The 23018-nt window shown below is 62.3% G+C and carries 23 protein-coding genes; 15 read left to right on the top strand and 8 right to left on the bottom strand.

Annotated features, from left to right (window positions below; genetic code table 11):
- Positions 1-38 precede the first annotated feature (38 nt).
- Positions 39-1193, bottom strand: coding sequence for a serine hydrolase (locus EDY99_RS08390; RefSeq protein WP_033642966.1), 1155 nt, complete (start codon positions 1191-1193; stop codon positions 39-41).
- Between the two features lie 103 nt (positions 1194-1296).
- Here EDY99_RS08390 and EDY99_RS08385 point away from each other — a divergent pair, with 103 nt between their 5' ends.
- The gene (locus tag EDY99_RS08385; protein ID WP_033650491.1) at positions 1297-2202 is read left to right on the top strand and encodes a LysR family transcriptional regulator; all 906 of its coding nucleotides are present in this window, start codon (positions 1297-1299) and stop codon (positions 2200-2202) included.
- A 29-nt stretch (positions 2203-2231) separates the two neighbouring features.
- On the opposite strand, the gene blaSRT is transcribed toward EDY99_RS08385, so the two are convergent.
- Positions 2232-3368, bottom strand: a complete 1137-nt coding sequence (gene blaSRT / locus EDY99_RS08380; RefSeq protein WP_069100787.1) for an SRT/SST family class C beta-lactamase — start codon at positions 3366-3368, stop codon at positions 2232-2234.
- A 206-nt stretch (positions 3369-3574) separates the two neighbouring features.
- On the opposite strand from blaSRT, the gene EDY99_RS08375 reads away from it, so the two are divergent.
- Entirely contained in the window at positions 3575-4456 is an 882-nt protein-coding gene (locus EDY99_RS08375) for a LysR family transcriptional regulator (protein ID WP_033650493.1), read from the top strand.
- On the opposite strand, the gene EDY99_RS08370 is transcribed toward EDY99_RS08375, so the two are convergent.
- Positions 4453-5484: a Mal regulon transcriptional regulator MalI gene (locus EDY99_RS08370; protein ID WP_033650494.1), complete on the bottom strand. Its 1032-nt coding sequence runs from the start codon at positions 5482-5484 to the stop codon at positions 4453-4455. The two genes, EDY99_RS08375 and EDY99_RS08370, sit on opposite strands and share 4 nt — an antisense overlap.
- 223 nt (positions 5485-5707) lie before the next feature.
- On the opposite strand from EDY99_RS08370, the gene malX reads away from it, so the two are divergent.
- Positions 5708-7327: a maltose/glucose-specific PTS transporter subunit IIBC gene (gene malX / locus EDY99_RS08365; protein WP_046686982.1), complete on the top strand. Its 1620-nt coding sequence runs from the start codon at positions 5708-5710 to the stop codon at positions 7325-7327.
- Positions 7320-8501 (top strand): MalY/PatB family protein, encoded by a 1182-nt coding sequence (locus tag EDY99_RS08360; RefSeq protein WP_103101423.1) that lies wholly within the window; start codon positions 7320-7322, stop codon positions 8499-8501. The genes malX and EDY99_RS08360 overlap by 8 nt, the downstream gene beginning before the upstream one ends.
- A 32-nt stretch (positions 8502-8533) precedes the next feature.
- Here EDY99_RS08360 and EDY99_RS08355 read toward each other — a convergent pair whose 3' ends face one another.
- Both EDY99_RS08355 and EDY99_RS08350 read right to left on the bottom strand, forming a co-directional pair.
- Positions 8534-8902: a hypothetical protein gene (locus tag EDY99_RS08355; protein ID WP_033640470.1), complete on the bottom strand. Its 369-nt coding sequence runs from the start codon at positions 8900-8902 to the stop codon at positions 8534-8536.
- Positions 8899-9495 (bottom strand): NUDIX domain-containing protein, encoded by a 597-nt coding sequence (locus EDY99_RS08350; protein ID WP_033642958.1) that lies wholly within the window; start codon positions 9493-9495, stop codon positions 8899-8901. Before EDY99_RS08350 ends, EDY99_RS08355 begins: the two co-directional genes overlap by 4 nt.
- A gap of 96 nt (positions 9496-9591) precedes the next feature.
- Between EDY99_RS08350 and EDY99_RS08345 the strand changes: the two genes are divergently transcribed.
- The 3 genes from EDY99_RS08345 (at position 9592) to EDY99_RS08335 (ending at position 12144) form a co-directional block, all read left to right on the top strand.
- Entirely contained in the window at positions 9592-10347 is a 756-nt protein-coding gene (locus tag EDY99_RS08345) for a DeoR/GlpR family DNA-binding transcription regulator (RefSeq protein ID WP_060660765.1), read from the top strand.
- A 135-nt stretch (positions 10348-10482) separates the two neighbouring features.
- On the top strand, positions 10483-11481 hold the full coding sequence (gene add / locus EDY99_RS08340) for an adenosine deaminase (RefSeq protein ID WP_016927887.1): 999 nt from the start codon (positions 10483-10485) through the stop codon (positions 11479-11481).
- A 117-nt stretch (positions 11482-11598) separates the two neighbouring features.
- The gene (locus tag EDY99_RS08335) at positions 11599-12144 is read left to right on the top strand and encodes an AAA family ATPase (protein WP_123061657.1); all 546 of its coding nucleotides are present in this window, start codon (positions 11599-11601) and stop codon (positions 12142-12144) included.
- 11 nt (positions 12145-12155) lie between these two features.
- Here EDY99_RS08335 and EDY99_RS08330 read toward each other — a convergent pair whose 3' ends face one another.
- Positions 12156-13160, bottom strand: a complete 1005-nt coding sequence (locus tag EDY99_RS08330; RefSeq protein WP_033640474.1) for a bile acid:sodium symporter family protein — start codon at positions 13158-13160, stop codon at positions 12156-12158.
- Positions 13161-13233: 73 nt separating this feature from the next.
- Positions 13234-14274 (bottom strand): oxidoreductase, encoded by a 1041-nt coding sequence (locus tag EDY99_RS08325; RefSeq protein ID WP_069100784.1) that lies wholly within the window; start codon positions 14272-14274, stop codon positions 13234-13236.
- 235 nt (positions 14275-14509) lie between these two features.
- On the opposite strand from EDY99_RS08325, the gene EDY99_RS08320 reads away from it, so the two are divergent.
- From EDY99_RS08320 to rsxC, 4 genes are all read left to right on the top strand, one after another.
- On the top strand, positions 14510-14950 hold the full coding sequence (locus EDY99_RS08320; protein WP_004938446.1) for a DUF2569 domain-containing protein: 441 nt from the start codon (positions 14510-14512) through the stop codon (positions 14948-14950).
- Positions 14951-15085: 135 nt separating this feature from the next.
- Complete coding sequence (rsxA, locus tag EDY99_RS08315) at positions 15086-15667, top strand: electron transport complex subunit RsxA (RefSeq protein WP_004938443.1); 582 nt, start codon at positions 15086-15088, stop codon at positions 15665-15667.
- Complete coding sequence (rsxB, locus tag EDY99_RS08310; RefSeq protein WP_004938428.1) at positions 15667-16239, top strand: electron transport complex subunit RsxB; 573 nt, start codon at positions 15667-15669, stop codon at positions 16237-16239. The genes rsxA and rsxB overlap by 1 nt, the downstream gene beginning before the upstream one ends.
- Positions 16232-18544, top strand: a complete 2313-nt coding sequence (rsxC, locus tag EDY99_RS08305; protein WP_123061656.1) for an electron transport complex subunit RsxC — start codon at positions 16232-16234, stop codon at positions 18542-18544. Before rsxB ends, rsxC begins: the two co-directional genes overlap by 8 nt.
- Positions 18545-18577: 33 nt before the next feature.
- On the opposite strand, the gene EDY99_RS08300 is transcribed toward rsxC, so the two are convergent.
- The gene (locus EDY99_RS08300; RefSeq protein WP_046686976.1) at positions 18578-19471 is read right to left on the bottom strand and encodes a helix-turn-helix domain-containing protein; all 894 of its coding nucleotides are present in this window, start codon (positions 19469-19471) and stop codon (positions 18578-18580) included.
- Positions 19472-19836: 365 nt separating this feature from the next.
- Between EDY99_RS08300 and rsxD the strand changes: the two genes are divergently transcribed.
- Genes rsxD through nth form a run of 4 tightly spaced genes read left to right on the top strand, consistent with a single transcriptional unit; the run spans position 19837 to position 22897 of the window.
- On the top strand, positions 19837-20922 hold the full coding sequence (rsxD, locus tag EDY99_RS08295; RefSeq protein WP_047575957.1) for an electron transport complex subunit RsxD: 1086 nt from the start codon (positions 19837-19839) through the stop codon (positions 20920-20922).
- Between the two features lie 9 nt (positions 20923-20931).
- Positions 20932-21561, top strand: coding sequence for an electron transport complex subunit RsxG (rsxG, locus tag EDY99_RS08290; protein ID WP_033652583.1), 630 nt, complete (start codon positions 20932-20934; stop codon positions 21559-21561).
- Positions 21558-22256: an electron transport complex subunit E gene (locus tag EDY99_RS08285; RefSeq protein WP_033642947.1), complete on the top strand. Its 699-nt coding sequence runs from the start codon at positions 21558-21560 to the stop codon at positions 22254-22256. Before rsxG ends, EDY99_RS08285 begins: the two co-directional genes overlap by 4 nt.
- Entirely contained in the window at positions 22256-22897 is a 642-nt protein-coding gene (nth, locus tag EDY99_RS08280) for an endonuclease III (protein ID WP_019455952.1), read from the top strand. Before EDY99_RS08285 ends, nth begins: the two co-directional genes overlap by 1 nt.
- The last annotated feature ends 121 nt before the right edge of the window (positions 22898-23018 follow it).

Genomic DNA, 23018 nt, shown 5'->3' with positions numbered 1-23018 from the left:
AAAGCCTGAACAAGGGCCCCCTGTGGGGCCCTTTTTATTTACGCCGCATAAACCGCATCGCGGATCTGCTGCGGGTAGCGGCCGCACATGCCCTCAAATGCGGTATTGGTCAAGACGACTACGCTCAGCTGCGCCTCTGGATCAAAGAACCAGCTGTGGCCGTAAACGCCGCCCCAGGTCAGGGTACCGGCATGCTGCGGCGTCTGCGCAGCGTCTGGATCCACCAGCAGCGCGCCGCCAAAGCCGAAGCCCCAGCCCGGCCCTTGCGTTTGCGCCTCGGCGCCGACGTGCGGGTGACGCAGCAACGCCACCGTATCCGGTTGCAAAATGCCCTGCCCGCCGCTGCGCAGCGCCTCCACCAGCCGCAGCACGTCGTCGGCATCACCGACCATGCCCGCGCCGCCGGAGGGATAGGCTCCGACGTTAAGCGCGCGCGCCGGCGAGAACGTCACTTCTCCCCCCGCCATGCCTTCCGGCAAGGCGATCCGCACGCCTTCCGGCATGCGCCGCGGCCCCTGCGGCGTATTGTAATAAGGCGTCGCCAGGTTAGCGGCATGGGTCGCATGGAACGCGGTATTGCCGAGCCCCAGCGGCCGCGCCACCCATTCGACAAACAGCTGCGGCAGCGGCATGCCCGTCACTCGCTCCAGCACCGCGCCGAGCACGTCGATCGCCAGCGAATAGTTGAAGCGCGCGCCCGGTTCCGACAGCAACGGCGCCTGCGCCAACAGCCGCAGGTTTTGCTCCAGCGTCAGCGTCGACAGCTCCACGCCGTCCTGTATCCCCAACTGATGGTAAACGCCTGCTGGCGGTTGGTTCAGCCGATAGTCGAGCCCGGCGGTATGACTCAGCAAATGACGAATCTTGATCGTCGGGCGCCGGCCGTCGGCCAGCGCCGGGGTAAACCACGGCAGCCAATCGCTGACCGCATCGTCGAGGCTCAGCTTGCCTCGTTCAATCAAACGCAGCGCCGCCAGCGTGGTATAGGGTTTGGAAACCGACGACAGCCGAAACTGCGTTTCTCGCCGCATCGGTTGCCGCGCTTCGCGATCGGCATAACCGGCCGCACCGGCGTAGCAAATTTCACCCCGCCGCGCCACCAGCACCACGCTGCCCACGATGCGCCCTTCGGCCATCGCCTGTTGATCGATCGCCGCGATCCGTTCTGTTAACGCCCGTTGTTCTGCCGACATGATTTTTATCTCGCTGAGGGAAAGTAAAAATCAGTCTAAAACGTTCGTCATAAATTAAAATAAGGCATAATTTAATGAATCATTAAGCACAGGTTATTGATAGATGAGTTCACTCCTGCAGCTGCTGCCCTATTTCGAAGCCGTCGCGCGGCTGGGCAACTTCACCCGCGCGGCCAACCAGCTGGGCGTCACGCCGCCGGCGGTGTCGCAAAACATTCAGGCGCTGGAGAATCAGCTGGGGGTGCGCTTATTCCACCGCACCAGCCGCTCGGTACGTCTCAGCGACGAGGGCCGACTGTTTTACCAGAAGGTCTCGCCGGCGATGAACCAGATAGACGTGGCGGCGGACGACGTGCGCGCCCTGGGCGCGCAGCCGGCGGGCCTGCTGCGCATCACGTTGCCGCAGTTGGCCGCTTCGCTGCTGGTGATGCCGCACCTGGCGGAGTTTCAGCGGCGCTATCCCGAAGTGCAGCTGGAGCTGTTTACCGAAGACCGCTTTTCCGATCTGGTGCTGGGCAGTTTCGATGCCGGCATTCGCATGCACGCCATGCTGCAAAAGGACATGATCGCCGTGCCGATCGACAACGGCCAGCGCCGGGTGCTGGTCGCCTCACCCGATTATCTGACGCGTTGCGGCGCGCCGGCCACGCCGGACGATCTGCTCGCGCACCATTGCCTGCGCTACCGTTTTCCCGGCAGCGGCAAATTGGAGCCCTGGTATTTCAGTCGGCACGGCGATGAGCGGGCGCTGGACGTCAGCGGCAGTTTGATCTTTAACGAAGATCGGCTGATCAAGGATGCGGCGTTGGCGGGCCTGGGGATCGCGCAACGTTTTCAGGGCACGGTGGTGCAGGAACTGGCGCAGGGCGATCTGGTGGAGGTGCTGCCGGAGTATGCCAGCGAGGCATCGGGATTTTTCATCTACTTTCCCGCCGGCAGGCATCTGCCGCTCAAGCTGCGCGCTTTTATCGATTTCATGCGCGAACGGCGAGAGCGACAGCACCGGTAACAGGGGCGCCCCGACGGCGCCCCCCACGATCAGCGCTTATCCAGCGCTTGCACGATGCGGTAAGCCGCCTCGACCCGATCGTCGTTCGGGAACCATTTGTTGGCCAGCATCACCACGGCGATATTTTTCGCCGGGATAAACACCGCGTAGGTGGAGAAACCGCCGGTCGAACCGGTTTTGTTATACCAACCGGCGCGCAGCTCCGGCTGCGGCGGTGTGATGGCGGTGGCCGGCGTGCCGTTCATGATCATCCCGGCGTTGTTGCCCTCGATCAGCCGCGACAGTTTCACCGGGTACGCGTAGTTCTCCCACATCAGATCCTGCGTGAACACGCCCGCTTTATAATAGCCGACGTGCGTGGCGGCCAGCGCCTCGCGCCACGGCTGCGCGACCTTCGCCTGCTGCAGGTTGGCGTCCAGGTAACGAATCAGATCGCGGGCGTTGGATTTGATGCCGTAAGATTCGGCGTCCAGCGGGCCGGGATTGACGCGCACCGGCTTATCGTCCTTGTTGTAACCTTGGGCATAGTTGGCCATCTGCGCCGCCGGCACCTGAATGTAGGTGTGGCTCATGCCCAGCGCCGGCAGCATGCCCTGCTCCATGGCCTGGATAAACGGCCGATCGAGGCTCTTGGCGGCGATCATGCCCAGCATGCCGATACCGAGGTTGGAATAGACGCGGTAGCTGCCCGCCGGGTGCTTCGGCTGCCAGGCCCGGTAGTAAGCCATCAGTTGGGCGTTGTCGGTCACGTCGTCCGGCACGAACAGCGGCAGGCCGGATGTGTGGGTCGCCAGATTCAGCAGGCTGACGCCGTCGAAGGCGCTGCCGCGCAGCTCAGGCAGATAATGGCTGGCCGGATCGCTGAACGACAGCTTGCCCTGCTGCTGCGCATAGACCGCCAGCGTCGCGGTGAAGGTTTTGCTCAGCGACCCCACCTCGAACAGCGTCTGCTCGGTGATCGGTTTGCCGGTCTGTTTCGAGGCGACGCCATACGGGTAAATCTGCTGTTTGCCATCGACCGATACGGCGATCGCCATGCCCGGCACGCCGTATTTTTTCATCAGCGGCTGAATAACGGCGTCGATATCCTGCTGCTGCGCGGCGTGCGCGGTCGGCAAGATCAGTGCGGCGATCAGCGCGGCCGCCAGGCGGTTCATTTTCGTCATGATAGAGGCTCTTCGGTTGCAGGGCATCGGCCGCGGCCAAAAGTTTTTATTGGCGTTGCGCACGGCGCACTCCCTGATGGATGATGTCATTCCTTTACGGGCTCCGCCAATTTTGCGGCAGCCGCGCCAAATATCGGTTTTTGCCGCCGGGTTGACAAGCGATAATAATTTCAGCCAGCATAAAGAAAAACTTATGGCTATCAACAATGCGCAACCGACTTCCCCTCAACGCCCTGCGGGCGTTCGAATCCTCCGCCCGCCACCTGAACTTCACCCGCGCCGGTCTGGAGCTGCGCGTCACTCAGGCCGCCGTCAGCCAGCAGGTGCGCATGCTGGAAGAACAGCTGGGCATTCAGCTGTTCCGCCGCCTGCCGCGCGGGTTGGATCTGACCGAAGAGGGCCAGGCGCTGCTGCCGGTGTTGAGCGATGCTTTCGATCGCATCGAGGCGGTGTTGCAGCAGTTCGAAGGCGGGCATTTCCACGAAGTGCTGACGGTGGCGGTGGTCGGCACCTTCGCGGTCGGCTGGCTGATGCCGCGGCTGGCGGCGTTCCGCGCGGCGCATCCGTTCATCGATCTGCGGGTGCTGACCCACAACAACCTGGTCAATCTGTCGGCCGACGGCATGGATTTCGCCATCCGTTTCGGCGAAGGTTTATGGCCCGCCACCCGCAATATCAAGCTGTTCGACGCGCCGCTGACGGTGCTCTGCTCGCCGGCGGTCGCCGCGCGGCTGCATACGCCGCAGGATCTGCAGCACGAACTGCTGATGCGCACTTACCGCCAGGATGAATGGGAACGCTGGTTCACGGCTGCGCAGGTGACGCCGTGGCGAATCAACGGCCCGGTGTTCGACTCATCGAGGCTGATGGTAGAAGGCGCGCTCCAGTGCGACGGCGTGGCGCTGGCGCCGGTCAGCATGTTCCGCCGCGAACTGGCCGCCGGCGCGCTGCAGCGGCCGTTCGCCGCCGAGGCCGCGCTCGGCGCCTACTGGCTGACCCATTTGAAATCGCGGGATCTGACGCCGGCGATGAAGGCTTTTATCGGCTGGATTTGCCGCGAAGCGGAAGAGGAACAGCGGCGGGATTAGGCGGAGCCGCGCCGGATCAGCGTCGGCGGCAAAATGACGTTCTGCGCCGGCAGATCGGCGTCATTGATGCGCTGCAGCAGGCGCGCGGCGGCGCTGCGCCCCACTTCCCGCGCCGAGCTGGAGACAAAGGTCAGCGGCGGTTCGGTCAGCTCGGCCTCCGGCACGTCGCCGAAACCGATCAGCGCCACCTGCCGGCCGTAGTAGGCGTCAACCCCGTCCGAACCGATGCTGCGGCCGCTGCGCGTCAGGCCAAAATAGGCGCCAAGCGCCACCGACGCCTTGTGGCAAACGACAGCGGTGATATTCGGGTAGTGGCGCAGCAGCTGTTCCGCCGCTTCCGCCGCCTCACGCTGCCGGCAATCGCACTCGACGATCCATTCGCTGCGAAACGGCAGGCCGTACTGCAACAGCGTGGCGCAAAATCCGCCCAACCTTTCGGCGCGCGTCAACGAGTCGCTCTGGCCGCCGAGATAAGCAATCTGGCTGTGGCCGCGTTTGATCAAAAATTCGGTGGCCAGCTTGGCGGCCTGCATATTGTCCGGCCGCACCACGTCCACGCCCTCAAGACCGCTGGAGCGCGCCACGCATACCAGCGGCACGCCCTGCTCGGCCGCCTTTTCCTTCAGCCCGGCCGCCGCGCGGATGCCGCCCGCCAGCACGATGCCGTCGACGCCCTGCGCCAGCAGCGCGTCAAACGCCCGCTGCAGCCCCTGACCATCGCGCCCGCTCTGGGTTAAAAACAGCAGTTTGTCGTGCGCCTCCAGCGCTTCGCTCAGCCCGGCGGTCATTTCGGCATAGAAAGGTTCGCAAATGTCGCGCAGGATCAGGCCGATTACCCCGGATTCGCCGCCGCGCAGCGTCGCCGCCTGGCGATTGCGCACGTAGCCCAACTGCTCTATCGCCTGATTGACCTTCTCGACGGTGGTCGGCGAAATCCGCCCCTTGCCGCTCAATACCAGAGAAACCGTGGTGACCGAAACGCCCGCCTGTTGCGCCACATCGGTAATGGTGATCTTTTTGATGCTCATAGTCTCTGCGAACCCGTTCCTGGGCAACCCGCGCCGTAGTGATCAAGGGTATACCGAATCCGTCAATGCAGTAAAACGTTTTACTGCCCGCCGCATTGTCGCCAAAAACCGGGCGACAGATTTGTGATTGGCGGCGCATTTTTGCTAGGTAAAACGTTTTATCTTCTTTTTACCTAATCAGAAGTCCCCTTTTTGCTCGTCTTTTCGCCAGGAGAAGTCGGTTATGTCAGCAGCCAATAAACCCAAAATCACCCTCTGGGAGTTCTTCCAGAGCCTGGGCAAAACATTCATGTTGCCCGTCGCCTTGCTCTCTTTCTGCGGCATCATGCTGGGGATCGGCAGCTCGCTGAGCAGCCGCGACGTGATCACCCTGATGCCGTTTATCGGCCATCCGATCTTCCAGCTGATCTTCACCTGGATGAGCAAGATAGGCTCCTTCGCCTTCAGCTTCCTGCCGGTGATGTTCGCCATCGCCATTCCGCTGGGCATGGCGCGCGACAACAAGGGCGTCGCCGCCTTCTCCGGCTTCGTCGGCTTCGCCGTGCTGAATCTGGCCACCAACTTCTACCTGACCGCCGCCGGCGTGCTGCCTACCAGCGATCCGCTGGTGCTGAAAGCCAACAATATCCAGAACATTCTCGGCATTCAGTCGATCGACACCGGCATCCTCGGCGCAGTGATCGTCGGCATCATCGTGTATCTGCTGCATGAACGTTTCCACACCATCCGGCTGCCGGATGCGCTGGCCTTCTTCGGCGGCACCCGTTTCGTGCCGATTGTCACCACCGTGACGCTGGGCCTGTGCGGCCTGCTCATCCCCCTGATCTGGCCATGGTTCGCCGCCGGCATCAATGGCCTGGGGCGCATGATCAATGGCGCCGGCATTTTCGGGCCGATGATTTTCGGCACCGGCGAACGCCTGCTGTTGCCGTTCGGTCTGCATCACATACTGGTGGCGCTGATCCGCTTTACCGAGGCGGGCGGCACGATGGAGGTGTGCGGCCACAGCGTCAGCGGCGCCCTGACCATCTTCCAGGCGCAGCTCTCCTGCCCGACCACCACCGGTTTCGCCGAAAGCGCCACCCGCTTCCTGTCGCAGGGTAAAATGCCGGCGTTCCTCGGCGGCCTGCCGGGCGCGGCGCTGGCGATGTACCACTGCGCCAAACCGGAGAACCGCCATAAAATCAAGGGGCTGTTGATTTCCGGCGTGGTGGCCTGCGTCGTCGGCGGCACCACCGAGCCGATCGAGTTTCTGTTTCTGTTCGTCGCGCCGTTCCTTTATCTGATCCATGCGCTGCTCACCGGGTTGGGCTTTACCGTCATGGCGCTGCTGGGCGTGACCATCGGCAACACCGACGGCAACATTATCGACTTCGTGGTATTCGGCATTCTGCACGGCACCGCCACCAAGTGGTATCTGGTGCCGGTGGTGGCCGCCATCTGGTTCGTCGGCTATTACGCCATTTTCCGCTTCGCCATCCAGCGCTTTAACATCAAAACGCCGGGCCGCGAGAGCGACGGCGCCGTCAGCCAAAGCGCGCCAAGCGGCGCAGTGGGCAAATCCGGCTACAATGTGCCGGCGATTTTGGCGGCGCTCGGCGGCCCGGACAACATCATTACGCTGGACAACTGCATCACCCGCCTGCGCCTGTCGGTCAACGACATGAGCCAGGTGGACGACGCGGCGCTGAAGGCCAACCGCGCCATCGGCGTAGTGCATCTCAACGATCATAATCTGCAGGTAGTGATCGGCCCGCAGGTGCAATCGGTGAAGGATGAATTAGACTCACTGATAGCCACGGCGCACCCTGCCGCGGCGCTGCAGGGAGCCACCCATGTTTGATTTCTCTACCCCGATCGACCGCCACGGCACCTGGTGCACCCAGTGGGATTACATCGCCGATCGCTTCGGCAGCGCCGACCTGCTGCCGTTCACCATCTCCGATATGGATTTCGCCACCGCACCGTGCATTCTCGAGGCGCTGCAACAGCGCCTGCAGCACGGCGTGCTGGGCTACAGCCGTTGGCAGCATGAGGATTTTCTCGGCGCGCTGCGCCACTGGTATCAACAACGTTTCAACACCGCTATCGACACCACAACGGCGGTGTACGGCCCTTCCGTTATCTACATGGCGGCGCAGCTGATCCGCCAATGGTCCGTGCCGGGCGACTACGTGGTGACCCATACCCCGGCCTACGACGCCTTCTATAAGGTGATCCTCGCCAACCAGCGCCAGCTGCTGGCCTGCCCGCTGCACAAGGCCGCAGATGACTGGCGCTGCGACATGGCGCACCTCGAAGCGCTGCTGGCGCGGCCGCAGACCAAGATCCTGCTACTGTGCAGCCCGCATAATCCCACTGGCAAAGTGTGGCGCCGCGAAGAGCTGCAGCAGATGGCCGAACTGTGCGAACGCCACGACGTGCGCGTGATCAGCGATGAAATCCACATGGACATGGTCTGGGGCGCACACCGCCATACGCCCTGGAGCCAGGTGGCGACCGGCCCCTGGGCCTTACTGACCTCCGGCTCCAAGAGTTTTAACATTCCGGCGTTAACCGGCGCCTACGGCTTTATCAGCGACGACGCCAGCCGCGAAGCCTATTTCCAGCAGCTCAAATCCCGTGACGGCCTCTCCTCGCCGGCAGTGCTGGCGGTGGCGGCGCACGTAGCCGCCTATCGGCGCGGTGAACCCTGGCTGGACGCCCTGCGCGACTATCTGCAGGATAACCTGACCTACGTCGCCGAACGGCTGGCGGAGGCGTTTCCCGCGCTGGGCTGGCGCCCGCCGCAGGCCACCTATCTGGCCTGGATCGATCTGCGGCCGCTGGCCGTGGACGATCGGGCGCTGCAGCAGGTGCTTATCGAGCGTGAAAAGGTGGCGATCATGCCGGGCTTTACCTACGGCGAAGAAGGCCGCGGGTTCCTGCGCCTCAACGTCGGCTGCCCGCGCAGCAAGCTGGAAGCCGGCATGGACAAACTGCTCGCCGGGTTGAAGTTTGTGCTGGACGAGAAATAACGCGAGGGGGCGAGCCTCTGCCCGCCCCTCGGTTACGCCTGAACAGACGGAATTTCCTCCAGATGACGATAGACCGTCAATCCCCATTCGTTAGCCAACCGCACGTCGTTATCGGCCCCCGCAGACGCCCCTTCGATGCGATACACCGCCTGACACTGCGCAATCAGTCGGTGAGCCACCGGGTAAAGAAACGCCTCGCTGACCGCATCGCCAACCTGAGTGGAACCGGCCGCGGCCGCCAAAGGCAGCGCCAGCCATTCGCCGATCACCGGCACGTGCCCCCGTTGGTAGACCGCCAGCGCCGCCTGTTCGAGGCGCGCCAGATTGGCGGCGATACGCTGCGGATCGCCATCGGTGCCGCTGCGATAAGGGCCGGCGATCAAGATTTGTTGGGCTTTCATCGTTGTTCCTCCAACGTCCGATTCAAGGCGACAAACTGCAGCAGCATGATAGTTTTGGCGTCAACGATCGTACCCTGACGAACCGCCTGCAGGGCCTGCGCCAGCGGCAGCTCGATCACCTCCAAATCTTCCCCCTCCGCCGCCAGCCCGCCGCCCTCGTTGAGGCGGTCGCCCGCCTGATATTCACCGACGAAAAAGTGCAGCTTTTCGGTGACCGAGCCAGGGCTCATGTACGCCTCAAACACTTTCTCCACGTTCTGCACGAAGTAGCCGGTTTCCTCTTCAACTTCGGCGCGGATGCGCGCCTCCGGCGACGCGTCGTCCAACAGCCCGGCGGCGGCCTCAATCAGCATGCCGTCATGACCGTTGACGAACACCGGAAAGCGGAACTGGCGCGTCAGGATCACCGTTTGCGCCTGCCGGTTGAACAGTAAAATGGTGGCGCCGTCGCCGCGATCGTAAGTCTCACGGCTTTGCCGCTGCCAGACGCCGTCGCGCCGCAGAAAATCAAAGGTGGTTTTTTTCAGCAGGTACCAGTCATCGGACAACACCCGGGTTTCGACAATGCGAACCCTGTCTTTGGTGGCTATCATCGGTTTACTCCGCCAGAGGAAGGAAATGGATACTATCGTGCAGTTTCGTGTATGATCAAGATATTTCGTGCATAGGAAATTTGAGAGGAAATGGCCATGTTGACCAGCCAACGCAAGAAGATCATTTTGGAAAAACTGGCCCAGGAGGGTCAGGTCTTGGCCAAACAGCTCAGCGAGATGTTCGGGCTGTCGGAAGATACGGTCCGGCGCGATCTGCGCGAACTGGACGCCGAGGGGTTGCTGCAACGGGTGCATGGCGGCGCCCTGCCGGTTTCTTCCGCCATCGCCAGCTTCGCCGAACGCAATCAATTGGAATCCGGCGCCAAACGCGCGATCGCCAAAGCGGCGGCGGCGCTGATCGCCCCCGGCCAGGTGGTGATCATCGACGGCGGCACCACCTCCGCAGAGCTGATCAGGCAACTGCCGGCCAACCTCAACGCCACCATCGTCACCCACAGCCCCAGCGTCGCCGTGGGCCTGGTCGATCACCCCACCGTCGAGGTGATCCTGATCGGCGGCCGACTGTATAAGCATTCGATCGTCAGCGTCGGCGCCGCTGCCGTAGAAGCGATGTCGCATATTCGCGCCGATATCTATTTTATGGGCGTGACCGGCGTGCACCCCACTGCGGGGTTGAGCACCGGCGATCTGGAAGAAGCCTACATCAAGCGCGCGCTGGCGGCCCGTGCGGCGGAAACCGTGGTGCTGGCTTCCGCCGCCAAGCTTAATGCCGCCTCGCAGTATGCGATCGGCGATATTACGCTGGCGCACACCATCATCGTTGAGCGGGCTACCGATGACGCGCTGATCGCGCCGTTGCAGCAGGCGGGCGTCAGCGTGTTGAAAGCCTGATTCACGACGAAAATGCGATACACCTCGCATTATTTGTGATGTAAGTCACTTTTTTATGCAACGCGATGGCAAGTTTCATCCATTTGTTTTTATACTGTTCTGCACTTTACCTACGATAATTAGCGAGTGCCCAGCATGATCGATCCCCGCCTACCGCTTACCGATATTCACCGCCATCTCGACGGCAACATCCGCGCGCAGACCATTCTCGACCTCGGCCGCCAGTTCAATCTCGCCCTGCCGGCCAACGATTTGGAGAGCCTGCGCCCGCACGTGCAGATCACCCATGCCGAACCGGATCTGGTCAGCTTCCTGCAGAAACTGGACTGGGGCGTGGCGGTGCTGGGCGATCTGGACGCCTGCCGCCGGGTGGCATACGAAAACGTCGAGGACGCCGCCAACGCCGGCCTGCACTATGCCGAGCTGCGTTTCTCCCCTTACTACATGGCGATGAAGCATCAACTGCCGGTCGCCGGCGTGGTGGAAGCGGTGATCGACGGGATCCGTTCGGGCTGCCGCGATCGTGATATCGACATTCGCCTGATCGGCATCATGAGCCGCACCTTCGGCGAGGCCGCCTGTCTGCAGGAACTGGAAGGATTGCTGGCGCACCGCGACGGCATTACCGCGCTGGATTTGGCGGGCGATGAGCTGGGCTTCCCCGGCAGCCTGTTCCTCAGCCACTTCAACCGCGCCCGCGACGCCGGCCTGCGCATCACCGTGCACGCGGGCGAAGCCGCCGGCCCGGAAAGCATCTGGCAGGCGATCCGCGAGCTGGGCGCCGAACGTATCGGCCACGGGGTGAAAGCGGTCGAAGATCCGGCACTGATGGACTTCCTGGCGGAACACGGCATCGGTATCGAATCCTGCCTGACCTCCAACATCCAAACCAGCACCGTGCCGTCGCTGGCGCAGCATCCGCTGGCCACCTTCCTGCGCCACGGCGTGCTGGCGTCGATCAACACCGACGATCCGGCGGTTCAGGGCATCGAGATCGAGCATGAATACCGCGTCGCCGCGCCGCAGGCCGGGCTGACGCCGGAAGAAATCCGCACCGCGCAGGAAAACGGCCTGAAGCTGGCCTTCCTCAGCGAGCAGGAAAAACAGGCGCTGCGCGCCAAAGTTCAGGGCTAAATCCCCCCAGGCGCCAAACGGCGCCTTCTTCTCATCCCTCTCCCCGCAGTCTTCTTCCGACTGCTCGTCTTTATCGCTGTGTTACCCCATGACTCTGCCGCAAAAGAGGAATTTCGCATGTCTGACAAAACACGCCGCATCGTGCTGACCGGCGGCCCGGGTTCGGGCAAAAGCACGCTCATCGACGTTCTTCATCGCCGCGGCTTTCCGCACTCGCAGGAAGCCGGCCGGGCGATTATTCAGGATCAGGTGAGTATCGGCGGCCATGCGCTGCCGTGGGGCGATCGCCAGGCCTTCGCCGAGCGGATGCTCGATTGGGAACTGCGCTCATGGCGCGAAGCAACGGGGGAAACATGCTGGTTCTTCGATCGCGGGCTGCCGGATATCGCCGGGTATCTCACGCTGTGCGGACTGCCGATCCCCGCGCATTTGACGGCGGCGATCGGCGTCTTTCGCTATGCCGAAAGGGTGTTCATCGCCCCGCCGTGGCAAGCGATCTACGCGCAGGACAGCGAAAGAAAACAATCTTTCGCCGAAGCCGAGCTGACCTACCGGGCGATGGTAGCCGTCTATCGCCGTTATGGCTATCGGCTGCAAGAGCTGCCGCGCGCCTCACCGGACGAGCGCGCCGACTTTCTGCTCGACGCGCTGGGCCACCGTTAGCGGCCTGCGGCCTATTTGGCCGCCAGCGCCTCCGCCTCGGCCCGCTGTTTAGCGGTTTTACGCGCATAGCGCTGCGCCAGCACCGCGCACACCATCAGCTGAACCTGGTGGAAAATCATCAGCGGCAGCACCATGGCGCCCACCGCCGCGGCTGGGAACAGCACATTGGCCATCGGGATGCCGTTCGCCAGGCTCTTTTTCGATCCGCAGAAGACGATGGTGATTTCATCGGCGGTGTTAAAGCCCAGCCAGCGCGCCGCGTAGGTGTTGATCACCAGCACCACCGTCAGCAGCACCAGCGACATCACCAGGATGGTCAGCAGCGACCAGCCGTCGATGCGATGCCAAATCCCTTCCACCACCGCCGCGCTGAACGCGGTATACACCACCAGCAGGATCGACGAACGGTCGGTCAGATTGATCAATTTGCGATGGCGATCGATCCACTTGCCGATCAATGGCCGCGCCAGGTGACCGATCACGAACGGCACCATCAATTGCAAAATGATTGAACCGATGGCGTGCAGCACGTCGGTATTACCGCCCTGAGTATGCATCAACGCCCCCACCAGCAGCGGCGACAGGAACACACCGAGAATGCTCGACGCCGAGGCGCTGCAGATCGCCGCCGCCACGTTGCCGCCCGCCGCCGACGTAAAGGCGATGGCCGACTGCACCGTGGCCGGTAGCGCGCACAGATAGAGGAAGCCGAGATAGACCGTCGGCGTCATGATGCCCGGCACCAACAGGTTCATCGCCAGCCCGAGCAGCGGGAACAGCGCAAAGGTGCTGAGGAACACCAGCAGATGCAGCTTCCAGTGACTCATGCCGGCGATGATCGCCTCGCGCGACAGCTTGGCGCCGTGCATAAAGAACAGCAGCGCGATGGCGGCGGTGGTCAGGTGTTCAAAGAAGGTTTTCCAGATGCCTTCGCAGGGGAACAGCGAGGCGACGATCACCACCAAAATCAGAACCAGCAAAAATTTGTCAATGCGCAAACGCTGCAACCAGGACATGAAACGGATTTCCTTGCACGTAGAGTCGTAAAAAGGCCCGACGTTGCGCCGGGCCACAGAAAAGTGGGCGGGATCAGACCACCGGCAGCGCCTGCTGCAGCCGGGCCGATTCCAGCCCCAGTTCGATCAATGCCATCACCGCGATGGCGTCGGCGGCCGGCACCGGATTTTCGCCTATGCCGGCAATCGCGTCGCGCACCGCCGCGTAATAAGCCGGGTAGTTGCCGGGAATATTGAGCAGCGGCTGTTCCGCCAGCAGGTCGCCGCGTGACAGCGTCACCACACCCTCGCGCATGTCATAGCCCCAGTCGGCCTGCGGCAAGCGTTCGCCGGCCTTCAGCCGGTCTTCCTGCGGATCCAGGCCGTATTTGACATAGCTGCCGCGGGTGCCGTGCACCACATAGCGCGGGCTCTCCGCCGCCGCCAGCATGCTGGCGTGCAGCACCACACGGCGATTGCCATAGCTCAGCAGCGCGTGGAAATAGTCCACCGCCTGCGCCCCCGGCCGCAGCTCACCCAGATCGACAAACAGCCGCTCGGGTTTGCCGAAGAGTTGCAGCGCCTGATCGAGCAGATGCGGCCCCAAATCGAACCAGATGCCGCTGCCGACGCCGCCCTGTTCGCGCCAGCGCTGACGCACCTGTGGCCGGTAACGATCGAAGTGCGACTCGAAGTACACCACCTCGCCCAGCGAACCGTCGTTCAGCAGCGCTTTGAGGGTCAGGAAATCGCTGTCCCAGCGACGGTTGTGGAACACCGACAACAGCAAACCGCTCTGCTGCGCCTGTTGCTGCAGCGCCTGAGCTTGTGACAATGTCACGGTAAACGGTTTGTCCACGACCACGTGCTTGCCGGCGGCCAGCGCCTGTTGCGCCAGCGGGAAATGGGTATCGTTGGGGGTAGGAATCACGATCAGATCGAGGGCCGGATCGGCGAACAGCGCCTGCGCATCGCCCACCACCGTCATCGACGGCCAGTCCGCGCGCACTTTGCCGGCATCGCTGCTGGAAACGGCGGCCAGCTCCAGCCCGGGCGTACCGGCGATCAGCGGCGCATGAAAGGTTTTGCCGGCGTAGCCGTAACCGACCAGCCCGACACGAATTTTCTCAGCCATGGGATTTCCTCTTGCAGGCTCACGACAGACCCTTTCGATTTGACACCATGCGGACGGCTGGAACAAGAAGTAAATGAGATGTTAATTCGAAGCGGGGTCGGCACGGCGCCGGAGTAGCCAAACGTGCGGCCCGAGCCCGCGACGCCGAGCTATCCGGTTGATAGGGATGACGAAGCCTATATTACCCGCTAAGCTATGCCGCCTGTGATCCCCGATTCAATCAGGAAGCCGTTTTATGTCTCAAGCTGAATACTCTCGTATCGGCGGTTGGTTGCTGGCCCCGCTGGCCTATCTGATCGTCACCCTGCTCAGCGCCAGCCTGATGCTGCTCCTGTACGCCATGGCGATCTTCATGCCCGAGTCGCGCGACTATCTGTTGACCAACGCCCAGGCGTTTACCCTGCAATGGTACTTTTCGGTGTTGACCACGCTCTTGATGTGGGGCTTCACCCTGTGGCTGGTATTTCTGTTTTGCCAGCGGTCGCAGCGCTTCCCCAAGCTGTTCTTGTTATGGCTGCTGATCACGGTGATCCTGGCGGTGAAAGCCTTCGCCTTCGCGCCGGTGCCGGATGAAGTGGCGGTGCGCAGCCTCGGCTGGCCGCTGCTGATGGCGGCGCTGCTGGTGCCTTACATCAAGCGTTCGCAGCGGGTCAAAGGGACCTTTACCGAACGTTAAAGGCGATTGCAGCACGTTTTATTGGGTGATTTGTGTAAATTTTCACCAAAAAAGGCAATACCCCTGCGATTCATATGTTGTCGTCCGGCCGCCGATTCCCGATAATAGGCGGCTTTTATTTTTTTAGGCATCGCAATGACCGAATACCTGCTCCTGTTTGTCGGCACCGTACTGGTGAACAACTTCGTTCTGGTGAAGTTTCTTGGCCTGTGCCCGTTCCTCGGCGTTTCCAAGAAGCTGGAAAGCGCCATCGGCATGGGAATGGCCACCACCTTCGTCATGACGCTGGCCTCCGTCAGCGCCTGGGTGATCAACACCTTTATTCTGGTTCCGCTGGATCTGGTGTATCTGCGCACGCTCTCCTTCATTCTGGTGATCGCCGTGGTGGTGCAGTTCACCGAGATGGTGGTGCGCAAGACCAGCCCGGCGCTCTATCGCCTGCTGGGCATCTTCCTGCCGCTGATCACCACCAACTGCGCGGTGCTGGGCGTGGCGTTGCTTAACGTCAACCTCGGTTATAACTTCCTGCAGTCCGCCGTTTACGGTTTCAGCGCCGCCGCCGGTTTCTCGCTGGTGATGGTGCTGTTCGCCGCCATTCGCGAACGTCTGGCGGTGGCCGACGTGCCGGCGCCGTTCCGCGGCTCCTCGATCGCACTGATCACCGCCGGGCTGATGTCGCTGGCCTTTATGGGCTTTACCGGGCTGGTGAAATTCTAATGACTGCGTTGTGGATAGCTATCGCGGCTTTGAGCGCGCTCGGGCTGCTGTTCGGACTGGTGCTGGGCTACGCCGCGCGCCGTTTTGAGGTGGAAGAGGATCCGGTCGCCGAGCAGGTCGACGCGATCCTGCCGCAGAGCCAGTGCGGCCAGTGCGGCTACCCCGGCTGTCGCCCCTATGCCGAGGCGGTGGCCAACGGCGAGATGATCAACAAATGCGCGCCGGGCGGCGAACAGGTGATGCTGAAACTGGCGGAGCTGCTCAACGTGGAGCCGCAGCCGCTGGGCAGCGAAGCCGCCGCCGAGCCGGAGCGTAAAGTGGCCTATATCGACGAGGCCAACTGCATCGGCTGCACCAAGTGCATTCAGGCTTGCCCGGTTGACGCCATCGTCGGCGCCACCCGCGCCATGCATACCGTCATTACCGACCTCTGTACCGGCTGCGATCTGTGCGTCGCCCCTTGCCCTACCGACTGTATTGAAATGAGACCGGTCGCCACCACCACCGCCAACTGGAAGTGGGACATGAAGACGATCCCGGTGCAAGTGATCCACGTGGAGCAACATGCTTAATCTGTTCGCCGCCTTTAAAAAAGACCGGATCTGGGATTTCGACGGCGGGATCCATCCACCGGAAATGAAGACTCAGTCGAGCGGCGCGCCGCTGCGTGTCGCCCCTCTGCCCAAGACCTTTATCATTCCGCTGCAGCAGCATCTGGGACCGGAAGGCGAACTGTGCGTCAACGCCGGCGATCGGGTGTTGAAAGGCCAGCCGCTGACCGTCGGCCGCGGGCGCACCGTGCCGGTGCACGCCCCGACCTCGGGCACCGTTAGCGCCATCACGCCGCACATCACCGCTCACCCTTCCGGGCTGTCGGAGCTGTGCGTGATTATCGAGGCAGACGGCGAAGACCGCTGGTGCGAGCGCGAGCCGGTGGCGGATTACCGCCAATCGCCCGCCGCGGAGCTGATTCAACGTATTCATCAGGCCGGCATCGCCGGTCTGGGCGGCGCCGGTTTCCCGACCGCCAGTAAACTGCAAGGCGGCATGAGCGGCGTGGAAACGCTGATCCTCAACGCCGCCGAGTGCGAGCCTTACATCACCGCCGACGATCGCCTGATGCAGGAACATGCCGATCAGATCGTTGAAGGCACGCAGATCCTGCAACACATTCTGCAGCCCAAGGTCACGCTGATCGGCATTGAAGACAACAAGCCAGAGGCGATCGCGGCGCTGAAACAGGCGTTGCGCGGCCAGACCGGCATTGCCCTGCGCGTCATCCCCACCAAATACCCGTCCGGCGGCGCCAAGCAGCTGACCAAGATTTTGACCGGCAAGGAAGTGCCGCACGGCAAGCACTCCTCCGCTATCGGCGTGCTGATGCAAAACGTCGGCACCGCCTTCGCCATCAAGCGGGCGATCGTCGACGGCGAACCGTTGATTGAGCGCGTGGTGACCCTGACCGGCGAGGCGGTCGAGCGCCCTGGCAACCTGTGGGCACGCATCGGCACGCCGGTGCAGCACCTGCTTGATTTCGTCGGTTTCCGTCCGCAGGCGCAGCAGATGGTGGTGATGGGCGGCCCGCTGATGGGCTTTACCCTGCCCGCGCTGAACGTGCCGATCGTCAAGATCAGCAACTGCATTCTGGCGCCGACGGTGGATGAAATGACGCCGCAGGAACCCGAGCAATCCTGCATCCGCTGCGGCCTGTGCGTGGACGCTTGCCCTGCCGGGCTGTTGCCGCAACAGCTGTACTGGTTCAGCCGCGGGCAGGAGCACGACAAGGCGCGCAACCACAACCTGTTCGATTGCATCGAATGCGGCGCCTGCGCGTTCGTCTGCCCCAGCAACATTCCGCTGGTGCAGTACTACCGGCAGGAAAAGGCCGAAATCAAGGCTATCGATTTGGAAGCGGCGCGCACCGCCGAGGCCAAGGCGCGTTACGAGGCCAAGCTGGCGCGTCTGGAGCGCGAGAAACTGGCGCGCGAAGAGCGGCACAAAAAGGCCGCCGTCAAACTGACCGACGACGATCAGGGGGCGGTACAGGCCGCACTGGCGCGCGTACGCAGCAAGAATGCCGAAGCGGCGGTTACGCCGGTCGACGGCCAGCAGCCGGACAACAGCGAGATGATCGCCGCCCGCGAAGCGCGTAAAGCGCAGGCGCGTGAACGGCGCGCCCAGTTGGCGGCCGAAGCGGAACAAGCCTCGCCGGCAACCTCAGGCGACGACGCGCGTAAGGCCGCCGTGGCCGCGGCGCTGGCCCGCGTGAAGGCGCGCAAAGAGGCACCGGCCGCAGACATCACCGCCCATGCCGCGACAGAGGACGATCCGCGTAAAGCGGCAGTCGCCGCCGCCCTGGCTCGCGTGAAGGCCAAGAGAACGGCGCAGCAGGCGGACGCTCCCGCTGAGACAGAACCGGCTCCGGCTGCCGCCGAAGAAGATCCGCGTAAAGCGGCAGTCGCCGCCGCCCTGGCTCGCGTGAAGGCCAAGAAAGCGGTGCAGCAGGCGGACGCTCCGGCCGAGACAGAACCGGCTCCGGCTACCGCCGAAGAAGATCCGCGTAAAGCGGCAGTCGCCGCCGCCCTGGCTCGCGTGAAGGCCAAGAAAGCGGCGCAGCAGGCGGACGCTCCGGCCGAGACAGAACCGGCTCCGGCTACCGCCGAAGAAGATCCGCGCAAAGCGGCGGTCGCGGCGGCTATCGCCCGCGCCAAAGCCAAAAAAGCGGCGCAGCAGGCGGACGCTCCGGCTGAGACAGAACCGGCTCCGGCTGACGCCGAAGAAGATCCGCGCAAGGCGGCGGTCGCGGCGGCTATCGCCCGCGCCAAAGCCAAAAAAGCCGCCAGAGAATCGCTGGCGGCGGAAACGGAAGACAAATGATGACGGCGGCGCCTGGCCTACGCCGGGCGCCGTTTAATCGATAGAGATCAGATAGGTGTAGTCCACTTCAATCTGACGCAGTTTGGACTCCGGGTTCCACTCTTTGGTTTGAATGATCTCCATTTCCATACTGCCGCGCACCTTATCCTTCAGCCCCGGCATCACATGCGACACCAGATAACCGAAAAACTGCAGACACTCCTTCGCCGTGCCCTTATGGTTGATGGAGATAAACTCGCGGCTCGGCAGATGGATGGTGTCTATCTGATGATTGGAAAGAATGTCCTTTTTATGTTCAGGATCGACCGCCATCACCAGCGTGGACGACAGCTCGTCGCCTTTCCCGGCCTGCGGGCAATAAATGCTGTAAATTCGCCGGCAGTCGACGTGCAACCCCTTGAAGAAGTCATTGAAAATCTCGTCCTTCATCGCCATGCAGGACGCGTACTCCAGCTCTTGTTCGGAGGCGAAATCCAGCCGGCGCGAGAAGCCGACCAGCTGCATCTCGGGCAGCGTCAGCCGCTTCACTTCCGGATAATATCCCGCGCCGTAGCTGGCTTCGAAGTTAAAGCGCGGCATCAGGTTTTTCACGTCCCAGTGCTCCATCGAGCGGTAGCGATTGGGCGTGGTGCCGAAGCGCTGCTTGAACATGCGAGTAAAGGTCTGCTGCGAGTCGAAGCCCAGCTCATCGGAGATGTCGATGATGGAGCGACGGGTGATGCGCAGCGCCACCGCGGCGCGCGTCAAGATGCGCGAGCGGATATAGGTGGCGAGTTGAATGCCGGTAATACGCTTGAATTTACGCTGCAGATGCCACTTGGAGTAGCCCGAAATACGCGCAACTTCATCCAGGTTTGGCCGTTTCTCCAGATGTATCTCCACCCACTCAATTAGCTCTTCAATAAAAAAAATGTCTTCATTTGTCATTATTATGGATTCACTGACTCAATAATGTTCGCGATAGTAACCTACACGTATTATGTGAAAGTTGTTATTTTGTGCGGAAATCTGGACAAAAATGATATTTCATTCATACGGTTACCCCATTTCTCAGGGGCGATGGCGGCACAAGTTCCACAGACAATTCCTCACGTTAGCCCATTTTCCGGCCAAAAAAAAATCAAATCGCGCCACGCCGATCTCAACGGGTGCGAAAAGCCGAATACCCCTATCATTAAGGCGTATTACCCTCGCATCGAATCAGGTAGAATGCTCGGCTATTATTTTTGCCGCGCCCGCAATTCGGCGCATCGAAACTGCCGCAGGCGCGGCGCAGAAGGTATCGTTACTCTATGAAGTTCAGGCCGGTATCACCCACAGCCGCCAAAGGCTTACACATCGCCAGCTCGCCGTTCACCCACAACCAGCAAAGCACCAGCCGCATTATGCTGTGGGTGATGTTGGCCTGCATTCCCGGCATCGCAGCACAGATTTGGTTCTTCGGTTATGGCGTGCTGATTCAGGTGGCGCTGGCGGCGAGCGTCGCGCTGGCCGCAGAAGGCGCGATCCTCAGGCTGCGCAAGCTGCCGGTGCGCAGCCGGCTGGCGGACAACTCCGCCCTGCTGACCGCGCTGCTGCTCGGCATCAGCCTGCCGCCGCTGGCCCCGTGGTGGATGATCGTCATCGGCACCTTCTTCGCCATCGTCATCGCCAAACAGCTGTACGGCGGCCTTGGGCAGAACCCGTTCAATCCGGCGATGGTCGGTTACGTGGTGCTGCTGATCTCCTTCCCGGTGCAGATGACCAGCTGGTTGCCGCCGGATGAGCTGCGCGCCACCGCACTGTCGTTCCACGACACGCTGCTGGCGATTTTCAGCGGCCATACCGCTCAGGGCGCGACGCTGCACGAATTGCAGATGGGCGTTGACGGCATCAGCCAGGCTACACCGCTCGACGGCTTCAAAACCGGTTTGCGCAGCGGCCACAGCGTTGAACAAGTGTTGCAGCAGCCGCTGTTCGGCGGCGCGCTGGCGGGCATCGGCTGGCAGTGGGTCAACCTCGGCTTTCTGGCCGGCGGCCTGTTTATGCTGGCGCGCCGCCTGATCCACTGGCAGATCCCCTTCAGCATGTTGGCCGCCATCGCCTTCTGCTCCGGTCTGGCCTGGTGGCTCGATCCGGCGCATCAGGCTTCGCCGCTGATCCACCTGTTCTCCGGCGCCAGCATGCTGGGCGCGTTCTTTATCGCCACCGACCCGGTCAGCGCCTCCACCACGCCGAAGGGCCGTTTAATCTACGGCGCGCTGATCGGCGTGCTGGTCTGGCTGATCCGCGTTTATGGCGGCTACCCTGACGGCGTGGCCTTTGCTGTGCTGCTCGCCAACATCACCGTCCCGTTAATCGACCACTACACGCAGCCGCGCGTGTACGGCCATCGCTAAGGAGCCGCCATGCTGAATTCCATGAGAAAGCACGGCACCACGCTGGCGGTGTTTGCGGCGGTCACCACCGGCCTCACCGCCGTGGTCTACGCCCTGACGAAAACCACCATCGCGCATCAGGCGGCGCTGCAGCAAAAAGCCCTGCTCGATCAGGTGGTGCCGCCGGAAAATTACGACAACGTCATGCAGAACGAATGCTTCCTGGTCAGCGATCCGGCGCTGGGCGACGGCGCGCCACACCGTTTATACCTGGCGCGCAAAAACGGGCAACCGACCGCCGCCGCGCTGGAAACCACCGCGCCGGACGGTTACTCCGGCGCCATCAAGCTGCTGGTCGGTGCCGATTTCAACGGCACGGTACTCGGCACCCGGGTGATTGAACACCATGAAACCCCGGGGCTGGGCGACAAGATCGAACTGCGCATTTCCGACTGGATTTCCTTCTTCAGCGGCAAGAAAATCGAAGGCCCGGACGACAAACGCTGGGCGGTGAAGAAAGATGGCGGCATGTTCGACCAATTCACCGGCGCCACCATCACCCCGCGTGCGGTGGTCAATGCGGTGCGCCGCACGGCGTTGTATATGGAAACGCTGCCGCCTAAACTTGAAAGCTTACCTGCGTGTGGAGCCAGCGAATGAGTGAAGCCAAAGAATTGATCGTCCAGGGGTTGTGGAAGAACAACTCCGCCCTGGTGCAGCTGCTGGGCATGTGCCCGCTGCTGGCGGTGACCTCCACCGTCACCAACGCGCTGGGCCTGGGGCTGGCCACCACGCTGGTGCTGACGCTCACCAACGCCTCCATCTCCGCGGTGCGTCGCTGGGTGCCAAGCGAAGTGCGTATTCCAATCTACGTCATGATCATCGCCGCGGTGGTGAGCATCGTGCAGATGCTGATCAACGCCTATGCCTTCGGTCTGTATCAGTCGCTCGGCATTTTTATTCCGTTGATCGTGACCAACTGCATCGTCGTGGGCCGCGCCGAAGCGGTGGCCGCCAAGAAACCGGTCGGCCTCTCGGCGCTGGACGGCATGGCCATCGGCCTCGGCGCCACCGGCGTCATGGTGACGCTGGGTTCAATGCGCGAGCTGCTGGGCAACGGCACGCTGTTCGACGGCGCCGATCAACTGCTGGGCGGCTGGGCCAAATCGCTGCGCATCGAAGTGGTGCACTTCGACAGCCCGTTCCTGCTGGCCATGCTGCCGCCAGGCGCCTTTATCGGCCTGGGCCTGCTGTTGGCGGTCAAGTATCTGATCGACGAAAGAATGAAGGCGCGCAAAGCCCGCGCCGTGGCGGCGGAACCGCTGCTGGAACAAGGACGTGCTGAGAAGGCCTGATGAACAAGCAGAAGCGACTGGAAATTCTGACCCGGCTGCGCGACAACAACCCGCATCCGACCACCGAGCTGGTGTACACCACGCCGTTTGAGCTGCTGATCGCGGTATTGCTGTCTGCGCAGGCCACCGACGTGAGCGTTAACAAGGCGACCGCCAAACTCTATCCGGTCGCCAACACCCCCGCCGCCATGCTGGCGCTGGGGGTTGATGGCGTCAAGGAGTACATCAAGACCATCGGTCTGTTCAACAGCAAGGCCGAAAACGTGATCAAGACCTGCCGCATGCTGCTGGAGCTGCACGGCGGCGAAGTGCCGGAAGATCGCGCCGCGCTGGAGGCGCTGCCGGGCGTTGGCCGCAAAACCGCCAACGTGGTGCTCAACACCGCCTTCGGCTGGGCAACCATCGCCGTGGACACCCATATCTTCCGGGTGTGCAACCGCACCCACTTTGCGCCGGGCAAGAACGTCGATCAGGTGGAGGAGAAACTGTTGAAGGTGGTGCCCGCCGAATTCAAGGTCGATTGCCATCACTGGTTGATCCTGCACGGACGCTACACCTGCATCGCGCGCAAACCGCGCTGCGGCTCCTGCATCATCGAAGACCTGTGCGAATATAAAGAAAAGGTTTATCCGGAATCCTGAGTCAGTTGGGTGCGGCAAACCGCACCCGCCGCGTCCTCTTCCCTCGCCAACGCCGCTTTTTTATCAAAAATGTGATATCGCGCAGCAGTAACCCCGGCGTTATCACGGTTTTCAGTAAGAA

The sequence above is a fragment of the Serratia sp. LS-1 genome, from assembly GCF_003719595.1.
Taxonomy (GTDB): Bacteria; Pseudomonadota; Gammaproteobacteria; order Enterobacterales; family Enterobacteriaceae; genus Serratia; species Serratia ureilytica.
The sequence above is the reverse complement of the archived record's forward strand: the minus strand, read 5'-3'. Positions and strand labels throughout refer to the sequence as shown.